Genomic DNA, 22,918 nt, shown 5'->3' with positions numbered 1-22,918 from the left:
AAAAAATCGACTGCGACTTCCATGCCTATCGCTGGAGGCACCTCGTCGAGAACTTCTTCTGTAGCCTCAAAACATTCCGGCGCATCGCTACCCGATACGAGAAAACTGATCAGAGCTACCGCGCCATGATCAACCTTGCGGCCCTGAAGATCGCTATGCGCTAAATGTCCACACGCCTTAGTCTCTACGGCCTTGCCGGCAGCGTTGACTGTAGTCGCTGTTCCGTCTCTCGCTCGTGACGTCACGATCCCGGCCCCTGTTGCACCGGCAACGTCTGTCTCCGGCGCCGACGTGAATGCCGCTATTACGGCTGCGGTTAGTTCTCCCAATGATGCTAAGCTGACGCTGATCGCGCCTAGTTCGGCGGTTGTGAGCGGCCCTTCGGTCCAGTTCAACGCCGCCGAAGGGCAAGGCGATGGTGCCGTGGCTTTCACCAACAACGGTAAGTTCGGCGCGGTGAGCAGCATCACCGGAGACGTTACCGAGTCCGTAGGAGTCTATTTCGTTGGTCGGCCTGAAGCCGGGGCGAGCAATAGCTTCACCGCCACCAATGCCGGCAGCGGTCTGGTTACTGGCGGACTTTATGCAACCGACTTCGGCGGTGCTGTCAGCATCGCCAATGCCGGGACGATCCATGGTGGGGTCTATGCGCTTGAGAATGGCGGCGATGTCAGCGTCTCGAACAATGGCACCGTAACTGGCGGCATTTATGCTACCGGCGACAGCGACGTCAGTGTCAGTTCGAGCGGCGAGGTTCGCTCCGGCGGTGTTTATGCGATCGCCAACCAGACCAGCACTCCTTCGGACCCTGTCGACGGCGTTACGACGACGACCACGACAGGCGGCGCCGCAACGGTGGCCATCGACGGGAACGTGGCCAGCGAAGACGGGTCGAGCCGTGGCGTGGTCTATGCTTCGGGTCTCGGCGGCGCTAATGCTACTGTCAACGCTAAGGCCGGATCAGTCACGGCCTATAGTGCTGGAACGGTGTCTTCCGTCACCCAGCCCTATACTGTTGCTGCAAACGGCAGCTCGGCCCAAGTCGAACAATATGATACGACACTCGGCGGCGGTACGGCGACGGTCGCTATCGGTGAGGGCGGCGATGTGACCAGCGTCGCCGCTACGGGTATTGGCGGTGCCACCGCGACGATCGGGGGCGAGGTGTCGGGCAATGTATCGGCGACCTCGTTCGATGCCGACGGTGTATCGAAATATGCGAGTGCTGAGACGCGCGCTGCTGATGGCGTTCAGACGCAATATGTCGTGACCAGTTCGACCGCGCCGGTTGGCGGAGCGGCTTCCACGAACGTTGCCGAAGGCGGTTCGGTTGGCGGGAACGTCAATACGAACGGCCTGGCATCCGCCGACGCGACGGTTGACGGCGAAGTCGAGGGCAATGTGTCGGCGACTTCGGTCGGGACAGCCTACACCTCGAACACGCAGTATATTTATGCCAATGACGGCAGTCTTGTTCAGACCGTAGCGCAGGCGACTACGACGCCAGTAGGCGGCGCGGCCTCAATCAATGTCGGTCAGACGGGTCATGTTGAAGGATCACTGATCGCCAATGGCGATGCCGGTGCAAGCGTCGGGAACAGCGGCAATGTGGAAGGCGGCGTCTACGCCTATTCGGCCCGTTCGCTGACGCTGACCAATAATTCCGATGTTCTGGCGGACGGTACTGGTTCCTCGACCAATTGGGAATCGCGCACCGTAGGCGGCGATGTCGATGTCACCAATGAGAGCGGTGCCCTCATCCAATCCGGGGTTGTCGCCAGTGCGGTCGGCGACGTGACGATCGTGAATGAAGGCGTGGTTCGCGGAACCACGAGTGCTTCGAGCCTGGGCACCGCTTCAACCTATGCGTCGACGAGTCAGACGACCAAGGCCACTGCTACGGGCACGGCACCGGCTCCCGACATCACCACGACCGTTACGTCTTCGGCCAGCGAAAGCAGTTCGACGGCAATTGGCGGTTCGGTGAACGGCACATATGCTGGCGCGAATGGGACGCTCAACTTTGACAGTCCTACGCTTGGTAGTGTGTCTCAGGTCGCTAACCAGGACAGCACAGCCACGGTGACGGGTGCCATTTATGGCAACCTTTCCTCGACGGCCGGTTCGGGTACTAACTCGAATTCGTCGAGCAGTTCTGAGTCGACGACCATCCTCAGCGAGGAAGTGCCGACCAACGGCACCTATCGCTACACTTCCGCCTCTGAGAGCGAATCGTCCTCGGCCCAGGGCACCAGCACGGTCGTCATCAAGGGAACGGTCGATAGCGGCAATACCGGCGCAGCCGGCAATGTCAGCTCCTACGGCACGGAAGCCAGCAGCGTGACCGTCGATAGCGGTAAGGTCGGCGGCACCGTCACTTCGGGCGGTTACACCAGCACGACCGCTGCCAATGGCAGCAGCCAATATGACTATGTTGTGACCGATGGAGTTTACTCGCTTGCGAATAGCGAAAGCTCCTCTGAAACCAGCACCACCCGTTCGGGAGGCGCTGCGAGCGCGGCCGTCACCGGCACGGGCAAAGTTGATGGCGGGCTGTATGTCTATGGCCTGTCCTCCGCGTCCGCTGTGGTGGGTGCGAAGGCAGAAGTCGGCTCTTACATCACCGTGACCACCAGCGGCGTTACGGACACCAGTTCGGGTTCACATTCGAGCTATGTGGCCGACGAAGATGGTGTCGTCACCCAACGCTCCACGTCTGCCAGCTCATCGCAGGCAGCGGCGGCAGGCGGCGATGCCACGCTTACCATGGCAGGCACCTTGCTGGGTGGCGCGTCGGTCAGCGCCGGCCAGGGCAATGCGACGGCAACTATTACCGGGATCGTAGATGGCGGTTCGGTTTCCGCTACCACAGGTGGAGCGTCTTCGACCTCACAGACGGTATATGACTATGCCGGAACGGTTGACGATGGTGTCGAACTGACTCAGGTCACTGCAACTTCGACCGGGACGGCGCAGGGCGGAACGGCGACCATCGTGGTCGACAGTGTTTCGACCTTCCTCAATAAGGGACAGTCGGGCGTCACTGGCGATCTTGTCGCCTCGGGCCTTGGCGGTGCCTCGGTTTCCGTTGCAGGGGATAATGTCGTCGGTGGCGGCATCTATGCCTCAAGCTATGGCTATGACAGCGCCTCGACCAAGGTGACTAGCTTCTCCGCTGATGGTCAGGAAGACAGTAGCTACAGCTATAGCCAAACCGCTCGCGGCGGTGCCGTGAATGTCGTGAACGACGGTGAGGTCGCCGGCAATGTGAGCGCTAGCGGCGTAACTTCCGCCTCCATCACCAATAACGGAACACTCGGCACCTACGGCTACGGCAATTATTTCTCCGCCAATGCCAGCGATTATGATGTGACTGCACAGGAGGAGGAGACGCATCTCGAGAATCCGGCCCTGCGCCGGTTCGAGGGCACCTACACGATCACGCCGGTTGCTGGGAATGCGAGCTTCACCAATGGCGCGGACGGAATCGCCTTCGGTGATATCAGCGTCATCGGCGGCACCGGGACGGTGACGAACGACGGTATCATCACGGGAACTACCTCTGTCGGCGGTTGGGCGCTCAACGGTTCGGCCGTAGTCGATGCTACGGAGACGAGCACAAACGTCACTGTTACCCCCGGCGAGGAACTGGTATCGCAGACCTATGTGGTGAACCAGAATGGCGTCTCGGGCGGCATCGACGTGAGCGGTGCGGTTATCACCCAGGACAACCTGGCGAGCTATGCATCGTCCTGGCTCAGCGGCACGAGCATTGTCGTTGATCCCGAGGCTGTCGATCCTGACAAGTTCCCGCTGACGGTAGCTGGTGAGAAGGCCGTCAAGACCAGTGACATCGCGGCGACCGTCAACCTGAACGACGGTTCGATCACTCTGGGCGACATCACCGCCCAGCGCGACGATAGCGGTGCCTATCTTACCAACACCACGGTCAACCTGAATGGCAGCGGCTTCCTGGGCGCCAGCGAGTTCGAGAATTATTTCGCGCAATATTCGCCTGCACCCACATTGTCTGAAGCCGCAGAGGGCTATTTCTCGACTGGCGGTGCGCGCGTTCTTGGCGTTACGGCTCTCAACAAGACCGGCGATGGCACATTTGTCATCAATGGTGCTGCTTATGAACCCGCCGAAGCCAGCGAACTACAGCCGAATTGGACGCTGGATGTCGGTGACTTCAATATCAAGGCCGGTGAAGTCCAGTTGGGTCTGGATGCCAGCGGCGAGGATGATGTCTTTGGCGTCAAGGGCAACATCACCAATGACGCTACCCTCGTGCTGGGTCGCCGCGTACCGGCGCTGACGGCGACTGTCGGTGACAGCCTCGTTAGCGCCGGACCGGAAACCATCGACGGCATTTCCCTCTACCAGAAGGGCAATTTCACGCAGAATTCGACCGGAGCGTTGGTCGTCAATCTGAACCCCTCGTTGGTGCGCTACAGCCCCATCGACGTTTCGGTTGGTTCGAGCAGCGGTAGCGAAGTGCTTGGCCCCGTCGCTGCGGGTGTCAATGTCTACTACTTCACCACGCCGAGCGCGCTGGGTGTGTTGCAGACAAATTCGACTGTCGAGGTTGACGGCAATGTCAGCCTCGCCGGCAAGGTGGCGCTGACGGTCTCGAAGGATAGCCTCTTCTCCGATGGGGATGGCTATACCCTCTTTACCTACACCGGCGAGTATGATGGCACGGGCCTTGCGGTCACGCCTTCGCTCAGTTCGCCGTTTGTCAGCTTCGACTTGGTGAATGACACGGCCGCCAAGACGGTGAAGATCGAGGCTAGCCGCGCCAGCTATGCTACTGCGGCAACCAACCCGAACGCGGTTTCGGCCGCTACGGCGCTCGACAGCACCCTCACTACGGTTATCGGGAAGATCAAGGCCGATGCGGCAGGTGAATCCGCTTTCGGGAGCGTGACCGAACTTGGTTATGCACAGGATATCGCCAATATCGCGGCAGGTCTCGACTGGCGCCTGAACGAAGCGGGTGCCGCAGCGGTCTTCAACGAACTGTCGTCGGCCGAGATTTACGGGTCGCTTGCCGCGATCGAGCAGAATTCGGCGCTCACCGAATCGTTCGAAACGGCCGCCGTTGTCGGCAATGCCGGTCCGGGACTGGGGCTGTGGATCAATCCGGTCGGTCGTTTCGCTCGCTATGGCGGTACGGCGTCAGGCGCATCGAAGATCCGCGACAACAGCTATGGGGGGGCCATCGGCATCAACCTTGGCTATTCCAATAATGGTGGCTTCGGGATCGGCTTTGCCTATGCCGAGCATGACATTGCGGCTCGGGGCACCCCTGAGACGGCAAAGGCCAAGACCTACTCGCTCGGTGTCAACTGGAAGCATGTCTTTGGTCCCTTCCAGGCCGGTGCGCAGTTTGTTTACGGTTTCTCGAACTTCGATGTTACCCGTGAACTGGCCATCCTGGACCGGACGGCGACCGCCAGCTTCAAGGGGCGTCAGTGGGACGGCAACGTCGAACTGGGCTATAATGTCACCCAGAACAGCAACGTGACCGTTCTGCCTTACGGCAAGCTAGCGCTGCGCCACTGGACCTTGGGCGGGTTTACCGAAGAGGGTGCCGCTGGCGTCGGTCTCACCAGTGAACGGGACTCCAAGACGGTGTTCGTGCCGGAGGTTGGTGTGCGCCTTGGCACTGAGTGGGCAGCCAACAATGATGTGTCGGTTCGTCCGTTCGGTAAATTGAGCTACACCTTCCAGGGTGATGTCGGCAGCAACCGTTCCTTCGCCTACGTAGCGGGCGGTGACTCCTTCGTTCTCAAGGGTGTCGATCCCAAGGGTTACGGTTCGGTGGACGCTGGCATCAGCGCCCTCTTCAAGGAGCGGGTCGGGGTCTTCGTTCAGGGCGGTGTGAATTTCGGCGGCTCGCAGAAGGGTGCCGAAGTGCGTGGTGGCATCAACGTCCGGTTCTGACCCCCAAAGACCAGGATGAACTGACGTAGATGTTACCCAAGGGGTGGGAATGGTCGCATTCCCACCCCTTGTCGTTTCCCATGACAGGCAAAGTCGATAGGGGCGCGTCGAGCTGACATCGCATCAATTTCTGGTTGCAACGCTGGACGGATTTGGTGGCGACATTGCCTCCAACCAGAAAAGTCATCATGTGACCCGTTCAAGATAGTCGAGCAGCAGGGCGTTCTTATGGCCCATCGCGCCCGCTCGCTCCTCGGTCGGCAGCGCACTGCGTACCATGCTCGCCAACGCCCTGCGCGCACATCTTGCTGAACTGGGGCACCCTTGGCCATTTATCGTGACAGGCTACACCCCGCCATGCGGGATTCACGGCCCGCTCTATATGTGATAATGTCCTTTATCACACATTATCGGAGTGCGTCGTGCGAGCGGAACATGGGAAGATCGAGGGGCCTTGCGCGATCGAGGAAGACATCGCCCTTTATGGCATGATCGCCGGCGATGCGACGCTGCGCCGGGGCGTGCGCTTCATCCTGCACGGGACGATCGCGGGCAACCTCACGATCGAGCGCGGCGCGCGGGCCATCGTCCACGGCACCGTCTCGGGCCGCATCTACAATGATGGCGGCCGCGTCGAACTGTTCGGGTTCGCCGATGCCGTCACCAACGGCGCACAGGATGCCATCACCATCATTGACCCCGCCGCTCATGTCCGGGGGCGGCCATGACCGGGCCGAGGCCGCGACACCCCCGCAGCGCCGTCCCATCATCCAGGCCGTCAGCTTCGATGAAGTCGGCGCGGCGATCGGCCGCTTGCTCGCCATCGCCATGCCGCCCACGCGCGCGGCCGAAACCGGCGCATCTGGCAAGGTGGCGGATTTTCTGCTGGCATGGTGGAACGGCGACGAGTGCGGGCATTTTCCGATCCTGCACCTTTGCAACCTCGATGCCGTCATTGCCGAGGACATGCTGACGATCATGGCCTGGCTGGCGCAGGAGCCGACCACCTATGCCGACGCATGGGGCTACCGCGACGCGATGGGCGACCTTTGGGTGCGCTATCGCGGCGATCCTGCCGAGAGCGTTTAAACGGCCCGGAGATCCACAGCCAGGAGGGAGCGTTGATGCACAAGGATGACGACGAGGCTTTTGCCGACAACTACGCCGAGCGCGAGCAGGCCAAGGCATTGCGCGAACAGGCGCGCGCGGGCGGCCTGCGTTTTGAGGTGAATTTACCTCCGACGATCGCGGACTGGCTGTTGGAGCGGATCGAGCGCGGCGTTTATGCCCACCTCGCCGAGGCAGTGTTCTTCATCCTTGGAATCTTCCGCGACCTGGAGCCGCACCGCGATCTACGCGACGAATTGGTGCGCCGGTCATTGCAGGCGCTGACGGACAATCGGAAACCGCCGCTTACCGAGGAACAGTTGAAAGCGGAGCTGAAGCGCGTCTTCATCGAACCCCGGCCCGAGCCGGCGCGCTGGGAGAAAATCCAGCGATGAACCAGCTCTCCCCCCTCCCCTCGCCCGCGCTGGCGCTGCCGGCGCTGGTGGGGTCGGCCGACGAGGCGGCGCGGCTGCGCTTCCTTGAGTTCTTCGCCGTCACCATCCGCAACCCGCATACGCGCCGCGCCTATATGCGCGCGGCGGCCGACTTCCTGGCCTGGGTCGAGGCGCGCGGGGTGACATCGCTCGCCGGCGTGCAGCCGCTCCACGTCGCAGCCTGGGTCGAGGCGCTGGGGCGCGAGGTTGCCCCGCCCAGCGTCAAGCAGCAGCTCGCCGCTGTCCGCAACCTGTTCGGATGGCTGGTGACGGGCCATATCGTGCCCGTGAACCCCGCTGGATCGGTGCGCGGGCCGGCGCATAGCGTCAGGCGCGGCAAGACGCCGGTGCTGGCCCCTGACGAGGCGCGGCGCTTGCTCGACAGCATCGACGTGACCACCCATGCGGGCCTGCGCGACCGCGCCCTGATCGGGTTGATGGTCTATAGTTTCGCGCGGATCGGCGCGGCGCTGGCGATGCGGGTCGAGGACGTGTTCATGCAGAATAGGCGGCTATGGGTCCGCCTGCATGAGAAAGGCGGCAAGCGCCATGAAATGCCCTGCCACCACAATCTAGAGGATTATCTGACCGCCTATATCGACGGGTGCGGCTTGCGCGAGGATCGCAAGGGGCCGCTGTTCCGCACGATCGCGCGCGGCACTAAGCGACTAAGCGATACCCCCCTGCCCCAGCCCAATGCGTTCGCGATGGTGCGCCGGCGCGCGGGCGCGGCCGAGATCGGGACGGCGATCGGCAACCATTCTTTCCGCGCGACCGGCATCACCACCTATTTGAAAAATGGCGGCACCCTGGAGACGGCCGCGACGATGGCGAACCATAGTTCTACCCGCACGACGCAGCTCTATGACCGCCGTCCGGACGATGTGACGCTGGATGAGGTAGAGCGGGTGTTGATCTAAGAGCAGGAGTCGACCGCATGGTGCTGGCTGTGCCGCAGGTTTTGCGGACATCAACGATATTCGCGCGCGTAGAGGGAATATTCTATCGGGCTATCGATCCTCGCTACAGTGAGGATGCCATTGTCCCTGTCGGACTATCGCGCACTCGTGGCGAACGGATCGAGGGTTTCAAAGCACAGGCGATGATCGACGCTTAGAAACCCAATTCATCAGAGGCTTCTGCTGGATTGTCCAATCCTGGGTTCCGTTCCGACGAGCAGCCGTTGGATATTCGCGGTGTGACGGGAGACGATATAAGCTGCACCAACAACCGCCATGAGCAAGAAGGCCGCTGGTTCCCGGAAGATCACCATTAGCGCGACCGCCGCCCCTGCTGCCGCAATCGAGCTTAGCGAAACAATCCGCGAGACCGCCAGGGTGGCCCCGAAGGTAATCGCGACACCCAAGCCCACTTGCCAGGACATCGCCAGAAGCACGCCTAGCCCGGTGGCTGCCGACTTGCCGCCAGTGAACTGTATCCAGATTGACCGGCTGTGCCCCAATATCGCTAGCAACGCTGCCCCTGTAAGCGCCCAAGGGAGCCAAGCTTTCACATCTACTCCGCTGGGCGCGGCTGTCATCACGACAGGCAGCGAGTAGAGCCAGCGCGCAAAGGCAACTGCTGCGACACCCTTAAGCAGATCGATGAGAAGCACCACCAGGGCCGGTCCTTTGCCGAGCGTCCGCAAGACATTCGTCGCGCCGGTGCCTTTGGAGCCATGCTCTCGTATATCAATGCCCTTCAGTTTGCCGAGCCAATAACCTGTCGGGATTGAGCCGAGCAAATAAGCGACCATGCCGGCCAACGTGCAGTAGGCAATCGAATGGGGCATTGAATTCTCCATCACACAGCGATCGCCGGCGCACATTCCCAGCGCCCGCCCTGCCAATGGAAGCCTACCCGCTGCGCGTTGCTGATCGCGGGCGGCTCACCCTTGCGCCAGAACGCTCGCATCCTGGCCCGTTCGTCCATATGGGCGTCGGCGACGATCGCGCGGGCGGCCTGGATGAACTGCCCATGCCCGAACACATAGACCAACGAGGCGGGCGGCATGGCAGCGAGGCGCACCAGCGCGACCTCGCAGCGCCGTAGCAGGGTGGCGAAGCTCTCCGCCCCTTCCCCGTCGCAATAATCCGGATCGGCCGCGCTCCAATAACGTTCAAGGTGCGGCATCCGCTCGGCGCTGCCCGTGCCGTTCCAGCGCGCCGGTTGCAGATAGGTGAACTCTTCGATCGGCCACACTTCCACCGGCACGCCGGGAAAGCGCGCGATCGTCGGCGCGGCCGTCTGCTGCGTGCGGGTATAGGGCGACGTGACGATGAGCGCGGGCGCTTCTATCCAGCTCGCCGCGACTTCGCGCGCCTGTTCCTGGCCCAGCTCCGTCAGCTCGATCGTCGCGAGATCGTGACAGGGGACGCCGGCGTTGCCGGTGCTTTCGCCGTGGCGGATGAAAATCGCCTTCATGCCTAGTTGTGACGGAGGCGATCGGGCGTCCAGCCTTCCGGCAATTCGTCGCCGGGTTCGGGCGGCCGATTGGGCACCATGTCGAGAATACGGCCCAAGCCGCTGCCGGTGCGGCCCTCCGCGCGGCGCGTGAAGAACTCGGCCGCCGTCTCGACAGCGCCGATCTTCTGCGCGACCGCCGTTGCGATCCATTGATTGAGGCTTACGCCATCTTCTTTTGCCAGTCGCGCCGCCGCTGCCTTGATCGAGGTTGGCAGCTTGAGCGGGTAAGTCGCCTTGCTCATTGTCATAACTCCTTCAAAAGTTCGGCGGGCTGTATCAACCGGATTCCGAAGCGCGGGGCCGCGCCCCTGAAATCACGAATATTATAGGTCACAAGCGCATCGGCTCGCCCGTTGATAGCCGCTTCCAACACCATTTCATCATCCGGGTCGCGCAGTTGCGGCCGCCATAGCAGATGAACCTCCACCGGCTCGACAAGCGCTGCCAGTTCGTCCAGCAGCTCATTCACGTCCTGCAATGACAGCCCCGTCACTTGCCGTTGTTCTGGCCTTTTCAGCACATCCTCATATTCGAGGAACAGCGATGGCGTGGCCAGTATCTTCAAGCGGCCATACTCGACGGCCCGCAGCAGGGCGAAGCTGGCTCCCGTTTGGCTCCGCAGCGCCGTGGCGATAACCGAGGTGTCCAATACGACTCTTTTCATCGCCGCTAATGTAACATCCTATGGGATGTTTTTCTACACTGTTTTGGAGCGCCCTCCCTTCCCGATGCAATCCATATACTAAGCAAATAACCGACTAAGCGATTAAGTGCCTGCCGCTGGCGCGGCACCGTGGCCCTACTCGCTTCGCTCCCCAAGCCCGCAAGCGGTCTTGGCCCAAGGTGACGACCCACATGGCGGGGGCGAGATCGCCAGCGGATCTCGCTTCATGGTGCCGGCGTGCGCCGGCGCGTTGTCTGCTTAGTGGGGAAAAGCCGGTCCCGGCCTTCTCTCCCCCGCAACGGGAGTAGACGGGCCGTGCCTCGCTGCGCTGCGGCCGCACCACCCCATCGAATCCCGCTGCCCCCCTCTCTCGCCGGCGTTCTTGGGCGCCCGTGTTCCGGCCGATGGCATGGCCATCGCCGGACAGGCGATTTGAAGGGAGTAAGGACGATGACCCACCAAACCCGTGAAAGCTGGCTCAATGCCGTGGCGCAGGGCATGGCTCCGCTGTTCGAAGCGCTGGACGCCCCCCTGCCCGACCGCGTGCGCGTGGCGATCGGCTTCACCAGCAGAGGCGCGAAGGGCAAGGCGATCGGCGAGTGCTGGGATAATCGGTTGAGCGCGGACGGGCATTTTGAAATCTTCATCCGGCCCGACCTCGCGCACGCGCCCGACGCGATGCCGGCGCAGATCGCGGCCATCCTCGCGCATGAGCTGGTCCATGCCGCTGTCGGCATCCCGGCAGGGCATGGGAAGGCGTTTAAACGGGTCGCCCTTGGGCTGGGCCTAGTCGGGCCGATGCGCGCCACCACCCCCGGCGAGGCGTTCCTTGCGGCCATCGCGCCGATAATGGCCGATGTTGGCCCCCTCCCCCACGCCCGTCTCGACACCGATGGAGAGTCGACCGCACCCAGGAAGCAGAAAACCCGGATGCTCAAATGCGAGTGCGCGACGTGCGGCTATACCGTCAGGACCGCGCGCAAATGGCTTGAGCAGGCCGGAGCGCCGCTTTGCCCGGTCGAGGATCACGGCCAGATGCAGCATGAACCGCTTGACGACGATACGGACGACGGCGAAGACTAAGCTACTAAGCTACTAAGCTACTAAGCTACTAAGCTACTAAGCTGGTGCGACTTGCTTGCTAAGCGACTAAGCGATATAAGCCGCTTAGTCGCTTAGCAGGAGTCGTCATGCAAACTTGGGCTATCATCGCACAGAAGGGCGGGCAGTCGAAAACGACCATCGCGACCGCCTTTGCCGTGGAGGCCGCCCGCGAAGGGGCGGCGGTCGTGATCCTCGACGCCGACGATCGGCAGGGGTCCGCTCTCTATTGGTCGGAACGCCGCGATACCGACGATGTATTGGTGAAGGATAGCAGCGTCGCGGGCCTGCCCTTGCACGTCTCGCGCGGGCGTGAGAGCGGCAAGCTGGACCTTATCCTCATCGACACGCCGGCGAACTCGAAGGACATTGCCATGCTGGCGGCCGAGCAGGCCGATTTCGTGGTGATCCCGGTCGCGCCGCGCGGCCTGGACGTTCATTCCGTCCTGCAAACCGTCAAGCAGGTGCAGCAGGCGGGAACGCCGTTCGCCGTGATCCTTACCCAAGTGCCGCACCAGGGCGGGGAGGGGGCCGAGGCGCGCGCGGGCTTCGCCGCCAAGGGTGTTGCCGTGTTCGATTCCGTGCTGCACTTTCGCAAGGATTTCTACAAGGCGACGCCGATCGGCAAGACCGCGATCGAGCTGGACCCGGAGAGCAAGGCGGCGGGCGAGTTGCGCGCCGCCTTTGCCGAGGCTAAGCGACTAAGCGGTTATGCGAATAAGCCACTAAGCGAGGTAGCATAATGGCCAAGAAATCGTCGGCCCTGGCTGGGATTTTCGATGAGCCTGAAACTGAGGTTGCGCCGCTGCCTGTGCCTCAGGCCGCGCCTGAAGCAATAGCGCCTCAGACGCCGGTAGCAGCGCCATCTTCCAAACCGACGAGGGCAGAGGTGGCCCAAAAGCAACGGGGCAGGGGGCGGCAGGGCGCGCGCAGCGATGCCAGCGAAAGCGCGGCGCGGCGCAGCAGCCATCCCGGCAAGAAGCCCGTCCTGATCCATATCCCCGAGGATATGCACCGCACCTTGCGGCAATTGAGCGTCGAGGAAGGGGGCGAGCCGCTGACCGTCATCACCGAGCGGCTATTGCGGCAATATCTCGTGACGCGCGGGCATACCCGGTTCGCCCCGTGAGCAAGCGCCGCGATCCCAATCCCACGTTCGACCTGTTCATTCCGCTGATGAACGACCTGCCACTGAAGGATCAGCGGGAGGTGATGGAGCGCCCGTTTTTCTCGCTTCAGAAACGTAAGCGCCTCAAGCCGATCGAATATCGCAGCCCGGACGGCGAGGCGTGGGTGAAGGTCGAGGCGATGCCCGCCTACGGCATGGCGACGATATGGGACGCGGACATATTGATTTGGGCCGCGTCGGTCCTCAACCGGATGAAGGAGCAGGGCGTCAACGATCTGCCCCGGACGCTGACCACGACGACCTACGACCTGTTGCGGGCGATCCGGCGCGGGACGGGCGGGCGCGACTATACCGAGCTGCAGGCGGCTTTGTCGCGTCTGGAGACGACTTCCATTCGCACGTCGCTGCGCGCGCCCAAACGTCGCACCGAAGCGCAATTCGGGTGGCTGGACGGGTGGAGTCTGGAGGTCGATCCCGCGACAGAGCAGCCGCGCGGGATGACCATCACCCTGTCGAACTGGGTCTATGAGGGGATTGTCAGCGAGCGGTCGCTTCTCACCATGCACGCTGATTATTTCCTGCTGACAGGCGGGCTTGAGCGGGCGGTGTATCGCATCGCGCGCAAGCACGCCGGCAGTCAGCGGGGCGGATGGACGTGCCGCGTCGAGCTGTTGCGCGAGAAAGCGGGGAGTGACGCCCAGCCCAAGGAGTTCAACCGCATGTTGCGGAAGATCATCGAGGCCGACCAGCTCCCCGAATACACCATGACCATGACCAAGACGGCCGAGGGCGCACCGGCAGTGCTGTTCGAGCTGCGCGGCGCGGCCGAGGCGGCCGAGCTGCACGCCAGGCTGGAGGCCGAACGCGAGCGCCATGAGCGTTACGAGGCCGATCGCCGCCGCGCCGGCGAAGTGGACGACCTTATGGACCGCCTCGCGCGGGGCGGGGCGCGCTAACTATCGTGGTTTCACACACCGCTGCCTTGGAAACAGGGGCAAGCTGCCCCGAAATCCGGGGCGGCGAGTCGCAAAGGAGCGCCAAAACCGTGAATCCGCCCCCACCCGAGAGCAATTATCGGGGTTTCACCCACCATAGCGTCGGGGTTTCACCCACCCTACTATCGGGGTTTCACCCACCGAATCACGGGGTTTCACCCACCAGCGGCATGAATAAGCCATTGAATTGCAAAGCATAAAATCCCAGTTTTTCCGCCTTAACTTACTTAACGATTCCTATTTTAACAGAATCCTTTAACGCCACGGCAGCGCCTGCCTCCTGTGGATAACTCCAAATCCAATGGTGTGTGCGTGCGGCAAAGACAGCAGCACCGCCTCTTGGGGGCTACGCCCCCGCCGGCTCGCGGCCTTCGGCCGCCCCGGATCGCTTTGCGATCCTCCCACCCGGCATCCCCCATGATGAGCCGGCTTCGCCGGCACGCTTTTTATCGGATTGGGGATCGTTTAAACGCTGCGCTTCTACCGCAACCACAGCGCCAGCGGCACCGTCGCAATTGGCTTTCCAGAAAAGCCAGGCGGATAGGGCAGTGATCGACCCGAGAGGGCAGGGGAGGCGGAAATGTCGCGGCAGGGGCGATTCCCGGGCCGCTGGGCGTCATTCTAGACGTTCAGTGAGGTGTCGGAGGGTCCAAGCGCCCATGGTGCTCTACGAGCTTCCCAGGCGGTCGATCTTTCCGGCGCGAGATCCGCGCGCCGTTTAAACGCCCTCACACCTTGTCGAACCGACCCGCGAACTCGCGATCGGCATAATAGCGCAGCTTGGCGGCGACGATCGAGCGCTGCCCCGCGAGGAACAGGAGTTGGAGATCCTCGCGCAGCGTGCGGACCTCATCGGGCGTGAGCAGGGGGCGGCCGACATGCTGCGATCCGAACGATATGCCGGTTTCCTCCGCGTCGATCGCGCGGCTCATGGTCTCGAACACGACCGTTTCCTGGCCGAGCAGATCGGAGACGAGTTTCGCGCTGTCGTGATCGTTGACGCCGAATATTTGCAGCACGCCGGCGTTGGACAGGAAGGTGCCGGCGCGGCGCTCGTAGAGCGCGCGGAGCTGGTGAACATCTTGCAGGATCGGCCAGAGCTGGATGCCGTAGCCGGCCATCAGGCCCATCGCCCGCTCGACGGGTTCGAGGCGGCCGAGCGCGGCGAACTCATCGAGCAGGAACAGCACGGAGCGGGCAGGGGAGGCCGGCGCGCGCGCCAGATCGGTCAGCCCTTGCGCGAGCATCAGGCGCAGCCAGCGGGCATAGGTGGCGAGCCGATCGGGCGGCAGCACCAGATAGACGGTGGTGCCGCGCGCCTTCACATCGGCAAAGGTGAAATCGGAATGCCCCAGCACCGCCGTCATGCGCGGGCTGTCGAGAAAATGGGTATGGCGCTGCGCGGCCGACAGCACGCCAGCGGCTTCGCGATCGGACTTGCCCAGGTGGCGGTTGGCGGCGCGCGCGATCAGGCCCCGCGCTTGCGTGCTGCGCGACATTTCCCGCAGCATCTTCTGGAAATTATCCGGCGCGAAGGTGAGGCAGTCGCGTAGGGCTTCCAGCGTGCGGTCTGTCCCTTGCGATTGCGGGTCGCAGGCCACCCACAGGAGGATGCCGGCGATCAGCGCCTTGGCTTCCTCGTTCCAATGCGCCTCGCCGGCTTCGCCGGGAGCGTCATAGACCAGCGCGTCGGCCAGCGTCATGGCGTCGTCGGCAAGATCGAGGCCGGCAGGGTCGAGGCGATCCAAGGGATTGAACGCGGCCGAGGGGATGCCGGTGACGCCGAACGGATCGAGCACATGGACCGGGCCGAACCTGGCGCGATGGCGGGCGGTGATGCGGGCGTTCTCGCCCTTGGGGTCGATGCAGACGACCGGACCGGGATAGTCGAGCAGGTTGGGAATGATCGTGCCCACGCCCTTGCCGGTGCGCGTCGGCGCGATCGTCAGCAGATGGGCGGGACCGGCATAGCGCAGCAGCTTGCCCGACTTGCGATCACGGCCGATCAGCAGGCCGTCGCCATTTTGGGCGAGGGGGCGGGTTTCCCGATCGGTGGCGAAGCGAGCCGAGCCGTGGGTGTCGTCGCCGGCAGGGCCGCCATAGCGCAGGATCAGCGGTTGGAAGAGGGCGCGCAGCGTGACGAGAATGATGACGAGGAACGTCAGCATCATGCCGAGCTGGTAGAGATGGGAATCGCGCGCCAGGCCGAGCAGCGAGTGCAGGACATATTGCATCGTGCCGGCCAGGACTATGCCGACGATCAGGAACAGGATCGCGGTGCGAAACAGATGGCGGATGAGCGCGAGCGGGCTAAGGGTCAGCGCCGTGATCGCCCATATCGGTTGCTCGCGCGCGATGCGGGCGAGGTTGCGGAATGCGCGGCCGAGCTGGCGGAACCATTCCATCGTCAGGATTCCCTCCCGTTGTCGTTGTCGAGATGTTCGGCGCAGATCGCGGCGGCGATCGAGTGGAAATGCCTCACGCGCCCGACGAGCCAGGCCAGTTCGTCGGGGGTAATTTCATAGGCGTGGGAATAGCGGGCCTCGACATAGGCGCGCTGCAACTGCGCGAAATGGCGACGGGCGGCGCGGGTATCGCGCGGCCATGCTTCGATCAGCCGGGGGTCCAGGTCTTCGGCGAGCGAGCGCAGGATACCGAGCCGGTGCGATTTGGGCGCGTAGAGGGTCAGGACGAGCAGCACGGCATTGTAAGCCCGTTCGACGGCCTGGTGCAGCATGAACGCGGCATCGCGCGGCACGCCGTCGGCGATGCTGTCCTGGGCGAGCTTGAGCGCGTGCGCGGCGAGCGGGAACCAGTGGTCGCGATGGCGCAGGGCTTCGGCATGGCGTTCCTGCGCGTCGAGCTGGCGCGGCACGGCGAGGCGCTGTCCCGGCGCTTCATAGAGGGCGATCCCATCGCGCGCTATGTCGGCGAAGAAGGGACGGCCGCGCGCGAGCTGGTCGTTCACGTCCATGAGGGAATGGACGATGAAATTGACGGGGGTGGAGAGGTGGCGGGTGACGGTCAGCTCGCGCACCAGATGATCGTCGGCGACCGCCCACCATGTTTGCAGATCGGTGAAGGTCTCGGCGTTGACGACGACGAGCAGGTCATAATCGGAGATATAGCCGCTGGCGCGATCCTCGACCCAATCACCGCGCGCGTAGGAGCCGAACAGGATCAGCTTGAGGATGCGGCCGCCCTTGCGCTTGTCGGAGAGCTTGGTTTTGACGGCATCCTCAAATTCATCGAACAGGACGCGGGCGACCCGTTCCAGCTCGCGGCGCTTGGCGGCGGGGAGGTGATCGAGATCGGTCCGCATCGTCATCCGATCGTGGCCGGCGTTATCGCCAGCGCCGGGTCCGCGTCGGGATGATCGAGCAGCTTGAGGATGATCGCGGTGGCGAGGGGAGGGGGCACGGCTTCCTCGCGCAGCATGTCGAACAGGGCGTGTTCGTCGGCGTCGAGGTCCATGCCTTCGATCGCGAGATTGGCGCGGGCTTCGGCATCGCCTTCGCGCCACATCGCGATTTCGGCGGGGGTGCCGCGCACATAATCGAGCGTGCGGACGTGGGCGCGGATCGCTGCGATGTCGAGGGCGCGCGTCACGATCCCTGTCCTTCGCTTGCCGGCAGCGCGATATGGGTGATGCCCGGAGCGGCGGCGATTTCGTCCACCAGGCTATCGACGGTTTCCATGCGGTGACTGGGCCAGTCGCGCGAGATGGTGACATAGCCGGCATCGGTCTGGACATTGATGGTCGCGGTCGCGGGAAGCAGATCGAGCAGCGAGGCGAGCTTGTCCTGAATGTCGGGGGTGATCCGGTCGATTCCCGGTCCGACCATCAGGAGCTGCCAGGAGAGGCGCGAGGTGTCAGTCATGGGCGGTCTCCGGTCTGGCGGTCGCGTCAGGATGCTGCGCGGCGACGAGCTGGCCCACGACGTTGAGGCCCTGGGCCACGGCGGCGCTTAACGCCGTGACTGCATCGTCATTGCCGGCAGCGGCTTCGAGCGCTTCGGCAGGGCGTGCATCGATATCGTTCGCACCCTGTTCGGCCTGGAGGGCGAGGGCGCGCATTTCGCTGGCGACGACGCCGAAACCGCGCCCATCGTCGCCCGAGCGTGCCGCCTCGATCGAAGCATTTAGCGCGAGCAATTTGGTCTGGTTGGCGACGGCGCGGATCATGCCGGTAAGCTGGCCGATCGCGTCGAGTTTCACATGGAGCAAACGCGCGGCGTCGTTGGTGCGCTCGGTCGCGTCGGCGACTTGCGTTGCGACCGCATCGAGCTGGGGTATCAAGTCCTTCATGTCTCCGGTTCCGTGCTGGCCGTTTCCGCGTCGAAGGCCCGTTTGCCGCGCCGCTTCCAGAGCGCGAGCATGTTGCCATCTTCACGCGCACGGGCGGCCAGATCGAGCATCGCGCCGTAGAGGGTGGCGCGATCGTCGTCGGCCAGCTCGACGAGGCCGGCTTTCTGGACGAGGCCGCCCAGCTCTATGAGATGGCGGGTGCGTTCGCGGCGGGCCACGACCCATCCTCTCGTATCGGTGCGGCGCGCGGCGGCTTCAAGCCTGTTCCTCGCCTGCGCCAGTTTGACTTGCGCCTTCACCGTCGCTGCCAGTGCGTCGGCCAGTCTTGCGCCCGCGTGCCTGAAAGAAGGCGGCACCCTTCGCGCGCCACGCCTCCTTTGCGTTCGCATCAGCCGATTCCACGGCGGCAAGTAGCGCGCCCGCCAGCGTGTCGAGATCGAGCGCATCGGCCCCGGTGGACGTGACCAGCTCGCCTAGCTGCTGCACCTTCTTCGCCTTGAGCACGCGGGCCTTGTCGCCTAGCGCCTTCAATTCGGCGTCATAGTCGCGGACCTTGCGCATATTCTCTCCCTCGCGCCCATGATCGGGAGCCGCAGCGTAGCACGATCGCGCGCGCGAGGAACCGCTCGGATGGGAAAAATGCGGCGAAGTCAATCATGCGAACGGCAGAGAGTGTGAGTGCGCGCTTATACGTCGTTGCCGACATGCGCTTAGAAAGGCAGTATAACGGCCGTCATGGCGATCTACCATTTCTCGGCCAAGGTCATCAGCCGCGCCAACGGATCTAGCGCCGTTGCCAGCGCGGCCTATCGCGCGGCCGAGCGCCTGTACGATGACCGACTGGGGCGCGATCATGATTTCTCGAACAAGGCCGGCGTCGTCCATTCCGAGATCATGCTGCCGGAGGGCGCGCCGGAGCGTTTAAACGATCGCACGACGCTCTGGAACGAGGTCGAGGCCGGAGAGAAGCGCAAGGACGCGCAACTCGCGCGCGAGGTCGAGTTCTCGATCCCGCGCGAGCTGAACCAGCAACAGGGCGTCCAGCTCACCCGCGATTTCGTCGAAAAGCAGTTCGTGGAACGCGGCATGGTCGCGGACATGAATGTGCATTGGGACATGGGGAAGGACGGGCAACCGAAGCCGCACGCGCATGTCATGCTGTCGATGCGCGAGGTAGGGCCGGAGGGCTTCGGCCAGAAGGTGCGCGAGTGGAACAGCGCGGCGCTCCTGAAGGAGTGGCGCGAGGCGTGGGCCGATCACGTCAATGAGCGGCTTGCCTCGCTCGATATAGACGCGCGGATCGACCATCGCAGCTACGAGGCGCAGGGCATCGACCTTGAGCCGCAGCACAAGATCGGGCCGGCTGCGTCGCGGATGCCCGAACAGGGACTTGAAGCCGAGCGGGTCGAGGACCATGCCCGGATCGCGCGCGAGAATGGCGAGAAGATCATTGCGCGGCCCGAGATCGCGCTGGACGCGATCACCCGGCAGCAGGCGACGTTCACGCGGCGCGACCTGGCGCAGTTCGCGTTCCGGCACAGCGACGGCAAGGATCAGTTCGACCAGGTGATGAGCGCGGTGCGGACCTCGCCCGAGCTGGTGGCGCTGGGGAAGGACGGGCGCGGCGAGGATCGCTTTACCTCCCGCGACATGATCGAGACGGAGCAGCGGTTGGAGCGCGCCGGCGATCGGCTTTCGACAAGGGCGGGGCATGGTCTCCCGGCAACGTCGCAATCAAGGGGGCTGGACGCTGCCGGGAGTGGAAGCCTTGCGCTGGGAAGCCAGCAACGGGACGCCCTGGCGCATATCACCGGCAAGAACGACCTGGCAATCGTCGTCGGCTATGCCGGCACCGGCAAATCGACCATGTTGGGCGTGGCGCGCGACGAGTGGGAGCGGGCCGGCTACACCGTGCGCGGCGCGGCGCTGTCGGGGATCGCGGCCGAGGGCTTGGAAGGCGGCTCGGGCATCGCCTCGCGCACGATCGCCAGCATGGAATATCAGTGGGGCCAGGGCCGCGAGCTGCTAGGCCCGCGTGACGTGCTGGTGATAGACGAGGCCGGCATGATCGGCACGCGCCAGATGGAGCGCGTGCTGTCGGAGGCCGAGCGGACAGGGGCGAAGGTCGTTCTAGTCGGCGACGCCGAGCAGTTGCAGGCGATCGAGGCCGGCGCGGCGTTCCGGTCCCTTGCCGAGCGCCACGGGGCGGCCGAGATCAACGAGGTTCGCCGCCAGCATGAGGACTGGCAGCGCGACGCGACGCGGGCGCTGGCGACGGGTCGCACCGGCGAGGCGATCCATGCCTATGAGCAGCACGGCATGGTCCACGCGGCCGAGACGCGCGAGGCGGCGCGGGCCGAGCTGATCGACACATGGGACGCGCAGCGCCGCGCCGATCCGGACAAGAGCCGGATCATCCTCACCCACACCAATGCCGAGGTGCGCGATTTGAACCAGGCCGCGCGCGATCGGCTGCGCGACGCCGGCGAGCTGGGGCAGGACGTGCGGATTTCGGCCGAGCGGGGCGCGCGCGAGTTCGCCAGCGGCGACCGCATCATGTTCCTGAAGAACGAGCGCGGGCTAGGGGTGAAGAACGGCACGCTGGGGAAGGTCGAGCGCGTGTCGCCCGACAGCATGGCGGTGCGGCTCGACGATGGCCGCCACGTCGCGTTCGACCTGAAAGACTATGCCCATGTGGATCATGGCTATGCGGCGACCATCCACAAATCGCAGGGCGTGACGGTCGATCAGGGGCATGTCCTCGCCACCCCCGGCATGGACCGCCATGCGGCCTATGTGGCGTTGTCGCGGCACCGTGACGGGGTGCAGCTCCATTACGGCCGCGACGACTTCGCCGACGATCGCCGGCTTGTCCGCACACTGTCGCGCGAGCGGGCGAAGGATATGGCGTCGGATTACGGCCGTGCCCCTGATAGTCGCGAGCACGATGCCGAAGCGCGGGCCTTCGCCGATCGGCGCGGGTTGGCGGGCGAGATCCGCTTGCCGGATGCGCCCCGCGAGGCAGGGCGAGATCCGTGCGCGGAGATCTCGCCTACAGAGCGAGGATCTTCTGCCGCGCCCGAACGGGGCATGTTCGCAGGTTTCACCCCGCGGCCGATCGAGCGCACGCCCGCGGCCGGACAGACGCCGCGGCGCGGCATGTTCGACGGCTTGAAGCTATCGGCCGAGCCGGCGAAGCCTGCCCCGGCGCGTGCCGATCGCGGCGAGGACCGCGCTTTCACGCGCGCGGTCGAGCGCGCCTCGCGTTCGGCCGAGGCGGTGTTGCAGGCGCGGGCGTCGGGCGGGCTGGTGCTGGAACATCAGAAAGTTGCACTTGAGCGGTCGAGCGCTGCCTTGGAGCAGATCAGGCGGGGAGCGGCACGCGACCTTGCGGCGGCGATGCAGCGCGATCCTGCCCTGCTGCATGAGGCGGCGGCGGGACGCAGCGGCCCCATGATCGCGGCGATGGCGCATGAGGCGCAGGTGCGCGTCGATCCTGTCTTGCGGGCGGATCGCTTCGTGGAACGCTGGCAGGGCCTCAGCGCCGAGCGCCAGTCCTTCTATCGCGCCGGCGACATGAAGGGCCGAGAGCGGGTCGGGCAGGAAATGGCGGGCATGGCGAAAAGCCTTGAACGCGATCCTCAGATGGAATCCATTTTGCGCGGACGCACCCGAGAGCTGGGCCTTGAGATCGGCATGAGCCGGGGCCGCGACATGGGCGGCGGCGATCTTGGCCGTCACCTCACGCATGAGCTGGGGCTGGGCATGGGACGTGGCATGAGCCGGTAAGGAGAAGAGGATGGACGAGACGTATCGCGACGAATCGGCGAGCGACGGCGATCCGGCGCTGGCGTTCGAGCGGCTGCGCGGCGAGGTGGCGCTGTTGCGCCGCGCGGTCGAGGGACTGACCGCCGCCCGCGAGTCCATCGACATTCCCGACTATGAGCCGACCCTGGCGCGCACCGAGAAGGTGCTGGGGATATTGGCGCAGCAGGTAGAGGGGATGCGCAAAAATCCTGCCATGATGCTTACCCCGGAAACGCTGGGAGGGCGTTTAAACGCTACGATTGCCGAGGCGACGCGTGAGCTGCAAGCCCAGGTGCGGGCCGCGAAATCGACACTGGACGATGCCGCGCGCGCCATGTCGGGCCTGGTGGCGTCGGCGCGGCGCGGCGAGCAGCAGAACCGCTGGTTGCTCTGGACAGGGCTTGGCGGGCTTGCGTTGGGGCTGTTGCTCTATGCGGTCTTTGCCGGTCCGATTGCGCGGGCAATGCCTGCGCGCTGGCACTGGCCCGAGCGACTGGCGACGCGGGTGCTGGGCGAACGGTCGGCATGGGATGCGGGGCAACATTTGATGCAGATGGCCGCGCCTGAGAGCTGGGCGATGATCGTCACGGCTAATCCGCTCGCCGATGGCAACCGCGAGGCGCTGGAAGCGTGCCGCGATACAGCTGCGAAAATAAAGAAGTTGGTGCGTTGCACGATTGAGGTGAGGGAGGAGGGTAAAGATCGTCCCCTCGTTGACTAGGTGGAGGTGAGGCAATGCGTTCAATGGCTCGAAAAATGCGATCATCGATCATTACATTAAGGGAGTGTTCTCACTCTTTAGAGCCCGATCCGAAACTAAGTTGAGTGGTATCAGTGGGTTAGCTTGACGCTTGCCGCAGTCGTTGATTCAGGGGTTTTGCAACAAACTTCCGGAGATCAACGATGTGGACCGATACCACTCGGGCGCAATATGCCCGCGCGGGACTGACTTTGCCAA

The 22,918-nt window shown here is 64.0% G+C and carries 23 protein-coding genes and 1 pseudogene; 13 read left to right on the top strand and 11 right to left on the bottom strand.

Annotation, left to right across the window (positions count from 1 at the left end; translation table 11 throughout):
- The 7 genes and pseudogenes from BV95_RS19990 to BV95_RS23915 all read left to right on the top strand — a co-directional run.
- A pseudogene (locus tag BV95_RS19990) lies at window positions 1-164 on the top strand (IS5/IS1182 family transposase); the annotation flags it as partial.
- Window positions 165-192: 28 nt separating this feature from the next.
- Complete coding sequence (locus BV95_RS19985; protein ID WP_214442617.1) at window positions 193-5,949, top strand: autotransporter outer membrane beta-barrel domain-containing protein; 5,757 nt, start codon at window positions 193-195, stop codon at window positions 5,947-5,949.
- 422 nt (window positions 5,950-6,371) lie between these two features.
- Entirely contained in the window at window positions 6,372-6,677 is a 306-nt protein-coding gene (locus BV95_RS19980; RefSeq protein WP_037456319.1) for a hypothetical protein, read from the top strand.
- Window positions 6,658-7,038: a DUF7673 family protein gene (locus BV95_RS19975; RefSeq protein WP_051749913.1), complete on the top strand. Its 381-nt coding sequence runs from the start codon at window positions 6,658-6,660 to the stop codon at window positions 7,036-7,038. The genes BV95_RS19980 and BV95_RS19975 overlap by 20 nt, the downstream gene beginning before the upstream one ends.
- Before the next feature lie 35 nt (window positions 7,039-7,073).
- On the top strand, window positions 7,074-7,451 hold the full coding sequence (locus BV95_RS19970; RefSeq protein WP_037456317.1) for a hypothetical protein: 378 nt from the start codon (window positions 7,074-7,076) through the stop codon (window positions 7,449-7,451).
- Complete coding sequence (locus tag BV95_RS19965; protein WP_037456313.1) at window positions 7,448-8,410, top strand: tyrosine-type recombinase/integrase; 963 nt, start codon at window positions 7,448-7,450, stop codon at window positions 8,408-8,410. Before BV95_RS19970 ends, BV95_RS19965 begins: the two co-directional genes overlap by 4 nt.
- A gap of 17 nt (window positions 8,411-8,427) precedes the next feature.
- On the top strand, window positions 8,428-8,607 hold the full coding sequence (locus tag BV95_RS23915; protein WP_156028720.1) for a hypothetical protein: 180 nt from the start codon (window positions 8,428-8,430) through the stop codon (window positions 8,605-8,607).
- A gap of 12 nt (window positions 8,608-8,619) precedes the next feature.
- Here BV95_RS23915 and plsY read toward each other — a convergent pair whose 3' ends face one another.
- From plsY to BV95_RS19945, 4 genes are read right to left on the bottom strand one after another with little or no spacing between them, the layout of a single operon-like run.
- Window positions 8,620-9,282: a glycerol-3-phosphate 1-O-acyltransferase PlsY gene (gene plsY / locus BV95_RS19960; RefSeq protein ID WP_037456325.1), complete on the bottom strand. Its 663-nt coding sequence runs from the start codon at window positions 9,280-9,282 to the stop codon at window positions 8,620-8,622.
- 11 nt (window positions 9,283-9,293) lie between these two features.
- Window positions 9,294-9,914 carry a histidine phosphatase family protein gene (locus tag BV95_RS19955; RefSeq protein ID WP_037456311.1) on the bottom strand — a complete coding sequence of 207 codons (621 nt, stop codon included), beginning with the start codon at window positions 9,912-9,914 and terminating at the stop codon, window positions 9,294-9,296.
- A gap of 2 nt (window positions 9,915-9,916) precedes the next feature.
- Window positions 9,917-10,198: a toxin-antitoxin system HicB family antitoxin gene (locus BV95_RS19950; RefSeq protein WP_037456308.1), complete on the bottom strand. Its 282-nt coding sequence runs from the start codon at window positions 10,196-10,198 to the stop codon at window positions 9,917-9,919.
- Between the two features lie 2 nt (window positions 10,199-10,200).
- The gene (locus BV95_RS19945; RefSeq protein WP_037456305.1) at window positions 10,201-10,620 is read right to left on the bottom strand and encodes a putative toxin-antitoxin system toxin component, PIN family; all 420 of its coding nucleotides are present in this window, start codon (window positions 10,618-10,620) and stop codon (window positions 10,201-10,203) included.
- A gap of 450 nt (window positions 10,621-11,070) precedes the next feature.
- On the opposite strand from BV95_RS19945, the gene BV95_RS19940 reads away from it, so the two are divergent.
- The 4 genes from BV95_RS19940 to BV95_RS19925 all read left to right on the top strand — a co-directional run bounded on the left by BV95_RS19940 (window position 11,071) and on the right by BV95_RS19925 (window position 13,806).
- Window positions 11,071-11,703, top strand: a complete 633-nt coding sequence (locus BV95_RS19940; protein WP_037456302.1) for a transcription elongation protein SprT — start codon at window positions 11,071-11,073, stop codon at window positions 11,701-11,703.
- A gap of 107 nt (window positions 11,704-11,810) precedes the next feature.
- On the top strand, window positions 11,811-12,464 hold the full coding sequence (locus BV95_RS19935; protein WP_037456299.1) for a ParA family protein: 654 nt from the start codon (window positions 11,811-11,813) through the stop codon (window positions 12,462-12,464).
- Between the two features lie 146 nt (window positions 12,465-12,610).
- On the top strand, window positions 12,611-12,850 hold the full coding sequence (locus BV95_RS24640; RefSeq protein WP_234703255.1) for a hypothetical protein: 240 nt from the start codon (window positions 12,611-12,613) through the stop codon (window positions 12,848-12,850).
- Window positions 12,847-13,806, top strand: a complete 960-nt coding sequence (locus tag BV95_RS19925; protein ID WP_037456293.1) for a replication initiator protein A — start codon at window positions 12,847-12,849, stop codon at window positions 13,804-13,806. The genes BV95_RS24640 and BV95_RS19925 overlap by 4 nt, the downstream gene beginning before the upstream one ends.
- A gap of 767 nt (window positions 13,807-14,573) precedes the next feature.
- Here the strand turns inward: BV95_RS19925 and BV95_RS19920 are convergent.
- The 7 genes from BV95_RS19920 to BV95_RS19890 are packed head-to-tail and all read right to left on the bottom strand — an operon-like array spanning window position 14,574 to window position 18,714.
- Window positions 14,574-16,250 (bottom strand): type IV secretory system conjugative DNA transfer family protein, encoded by a 1,677-nt coding sequence (locus BV95_RS19920; protein ID WP_037456290.1) that lies wholly within the window; start codon window positions 16,248-16,250, stop codon window positions 14,574-14,576.
- A gap of 2 nt (window positions 16,251-16,252) precedes the next feature.
- Window positions 16,253-17,173 (bottom strand): HEPN domain-containing protein, encoded by a 921-nt coding sequence (locus BV95_RS19915; RefSeq protein WP_037456287.1) that lies wholly within the window; start codon window positions 17,171-17,173, stop codon window positions 16,253-16,255.
- Complete coding sequence (locus BV95_RS19910) at window positions 17,170-17,454, bottom strand: hypothetical protein (RefSeq protein ID WP_037456284.1); 285 nt, start codon at window positions 17,452-17,454, stop codon at window positions 17,170-17,172. The genes BV95_RS19915 and BV95_RS19910 overlap by 4 nt, the downstream gene beginning before the upstream one ends.
- Entirely contained in the window at window positions 17,451-17,726 is a 276-nt protein-coding gene (locus BV95_RS19905) for a hypothetical protein (RefSeq protein WP_037456280.1), read from the bottom strand. Before BV95_RS19905 ends, BV95_RS19910 begins: the two co-directional genes overlap by 4 nt.
- The gene (locus BV95_RS19900) at window positions 17,719-18,153 is read right to left on the bottom strand and encodes a methyl-accepting chemotaxis protein (protein ID WP_037456278.1); all 435 of its coding nucleotides are present in this window, start codon (window positions 18,151-18,153) and stop codon (window positions 17,719-17,721) included. Before BV95_RS19900 ends, BV95_RS19905 begins: the two co-directional genes overlap by 8 nt.
- Window positions 18,150-18,371: a conjugal transfer protein TraD gene (locus tag BV95_RS19895; protein ID WP_037456276.1), complete on the bottom strand. Its 222-nt coding sequence runs from the start codon at window positions 18,369-18,371 to the stop codon at window positions 18,150-18,152. The genes BV95_RS19900 and BV95_RS19895 overlap by 4 nt, the downstream gene beginning before the upstream one ends.
- 37 nt (window positions 18,372-18,408) lie before the next feature.
- Window positions 18,409-18,714: a conjugal transfer protein TraD gene (locus tag BV95_RS19890; RefSeq protein ID WP_037456273.1), complete on the bottom strand. Its 306-nt coding sequence runs from the start codon at window positions 18,712-18,714 to the stop codon at window positions 18,409-18,411.
- Between the two features lie 174 nt (window positions 18,715-18,888).
- On the opposite strand from BV95_RS19890, the gene traA reads away from it, so the two are divergent.
- Both traA and BV95_RS19880 read left to right on the top strand, forming a co-directional pair.
- A complete protein-coding gene (traA, locus tag BV95_RS19885; RefSeq protein WP_037456270.1) occupies window positions 18,889-21,942 on the top strand; it encodes a Ti-type conjugative transfer relaxase TraA in 3,054 nt (1,017 codons plus the stop codon).
- A 10-nt stretch (window positions 21,943-21,952) separates the two neighbouring features.
- Entirely contained in the window at window positions 21,953-22,681 is a 729-nt protein-coding gene (locus BV95_RS19880; RefSeq protein ID WP_037456268.1) for a DUF6118 family protein, read from the top strand.
- Window positions 22,682-22,918 lie beyond the last annotated feature (237 nt).

It is taken from the genome of Sphingobium chlorophenolicum (genome assembly GCF_000722875.1).
In the GTDB taxonomy this organism is placed as follows: Bacteria; Pseudomonadota; Alphaproteobacteria; order Sphingomonadales; family Sphingomonadaceae; genus Sphingobium; species Sphingobium chlorophenolicum.
Note: the sequence above shows the minus strand (reverse complement) of the source record. Positions and strands in the feature narration are given on the sequence as shown.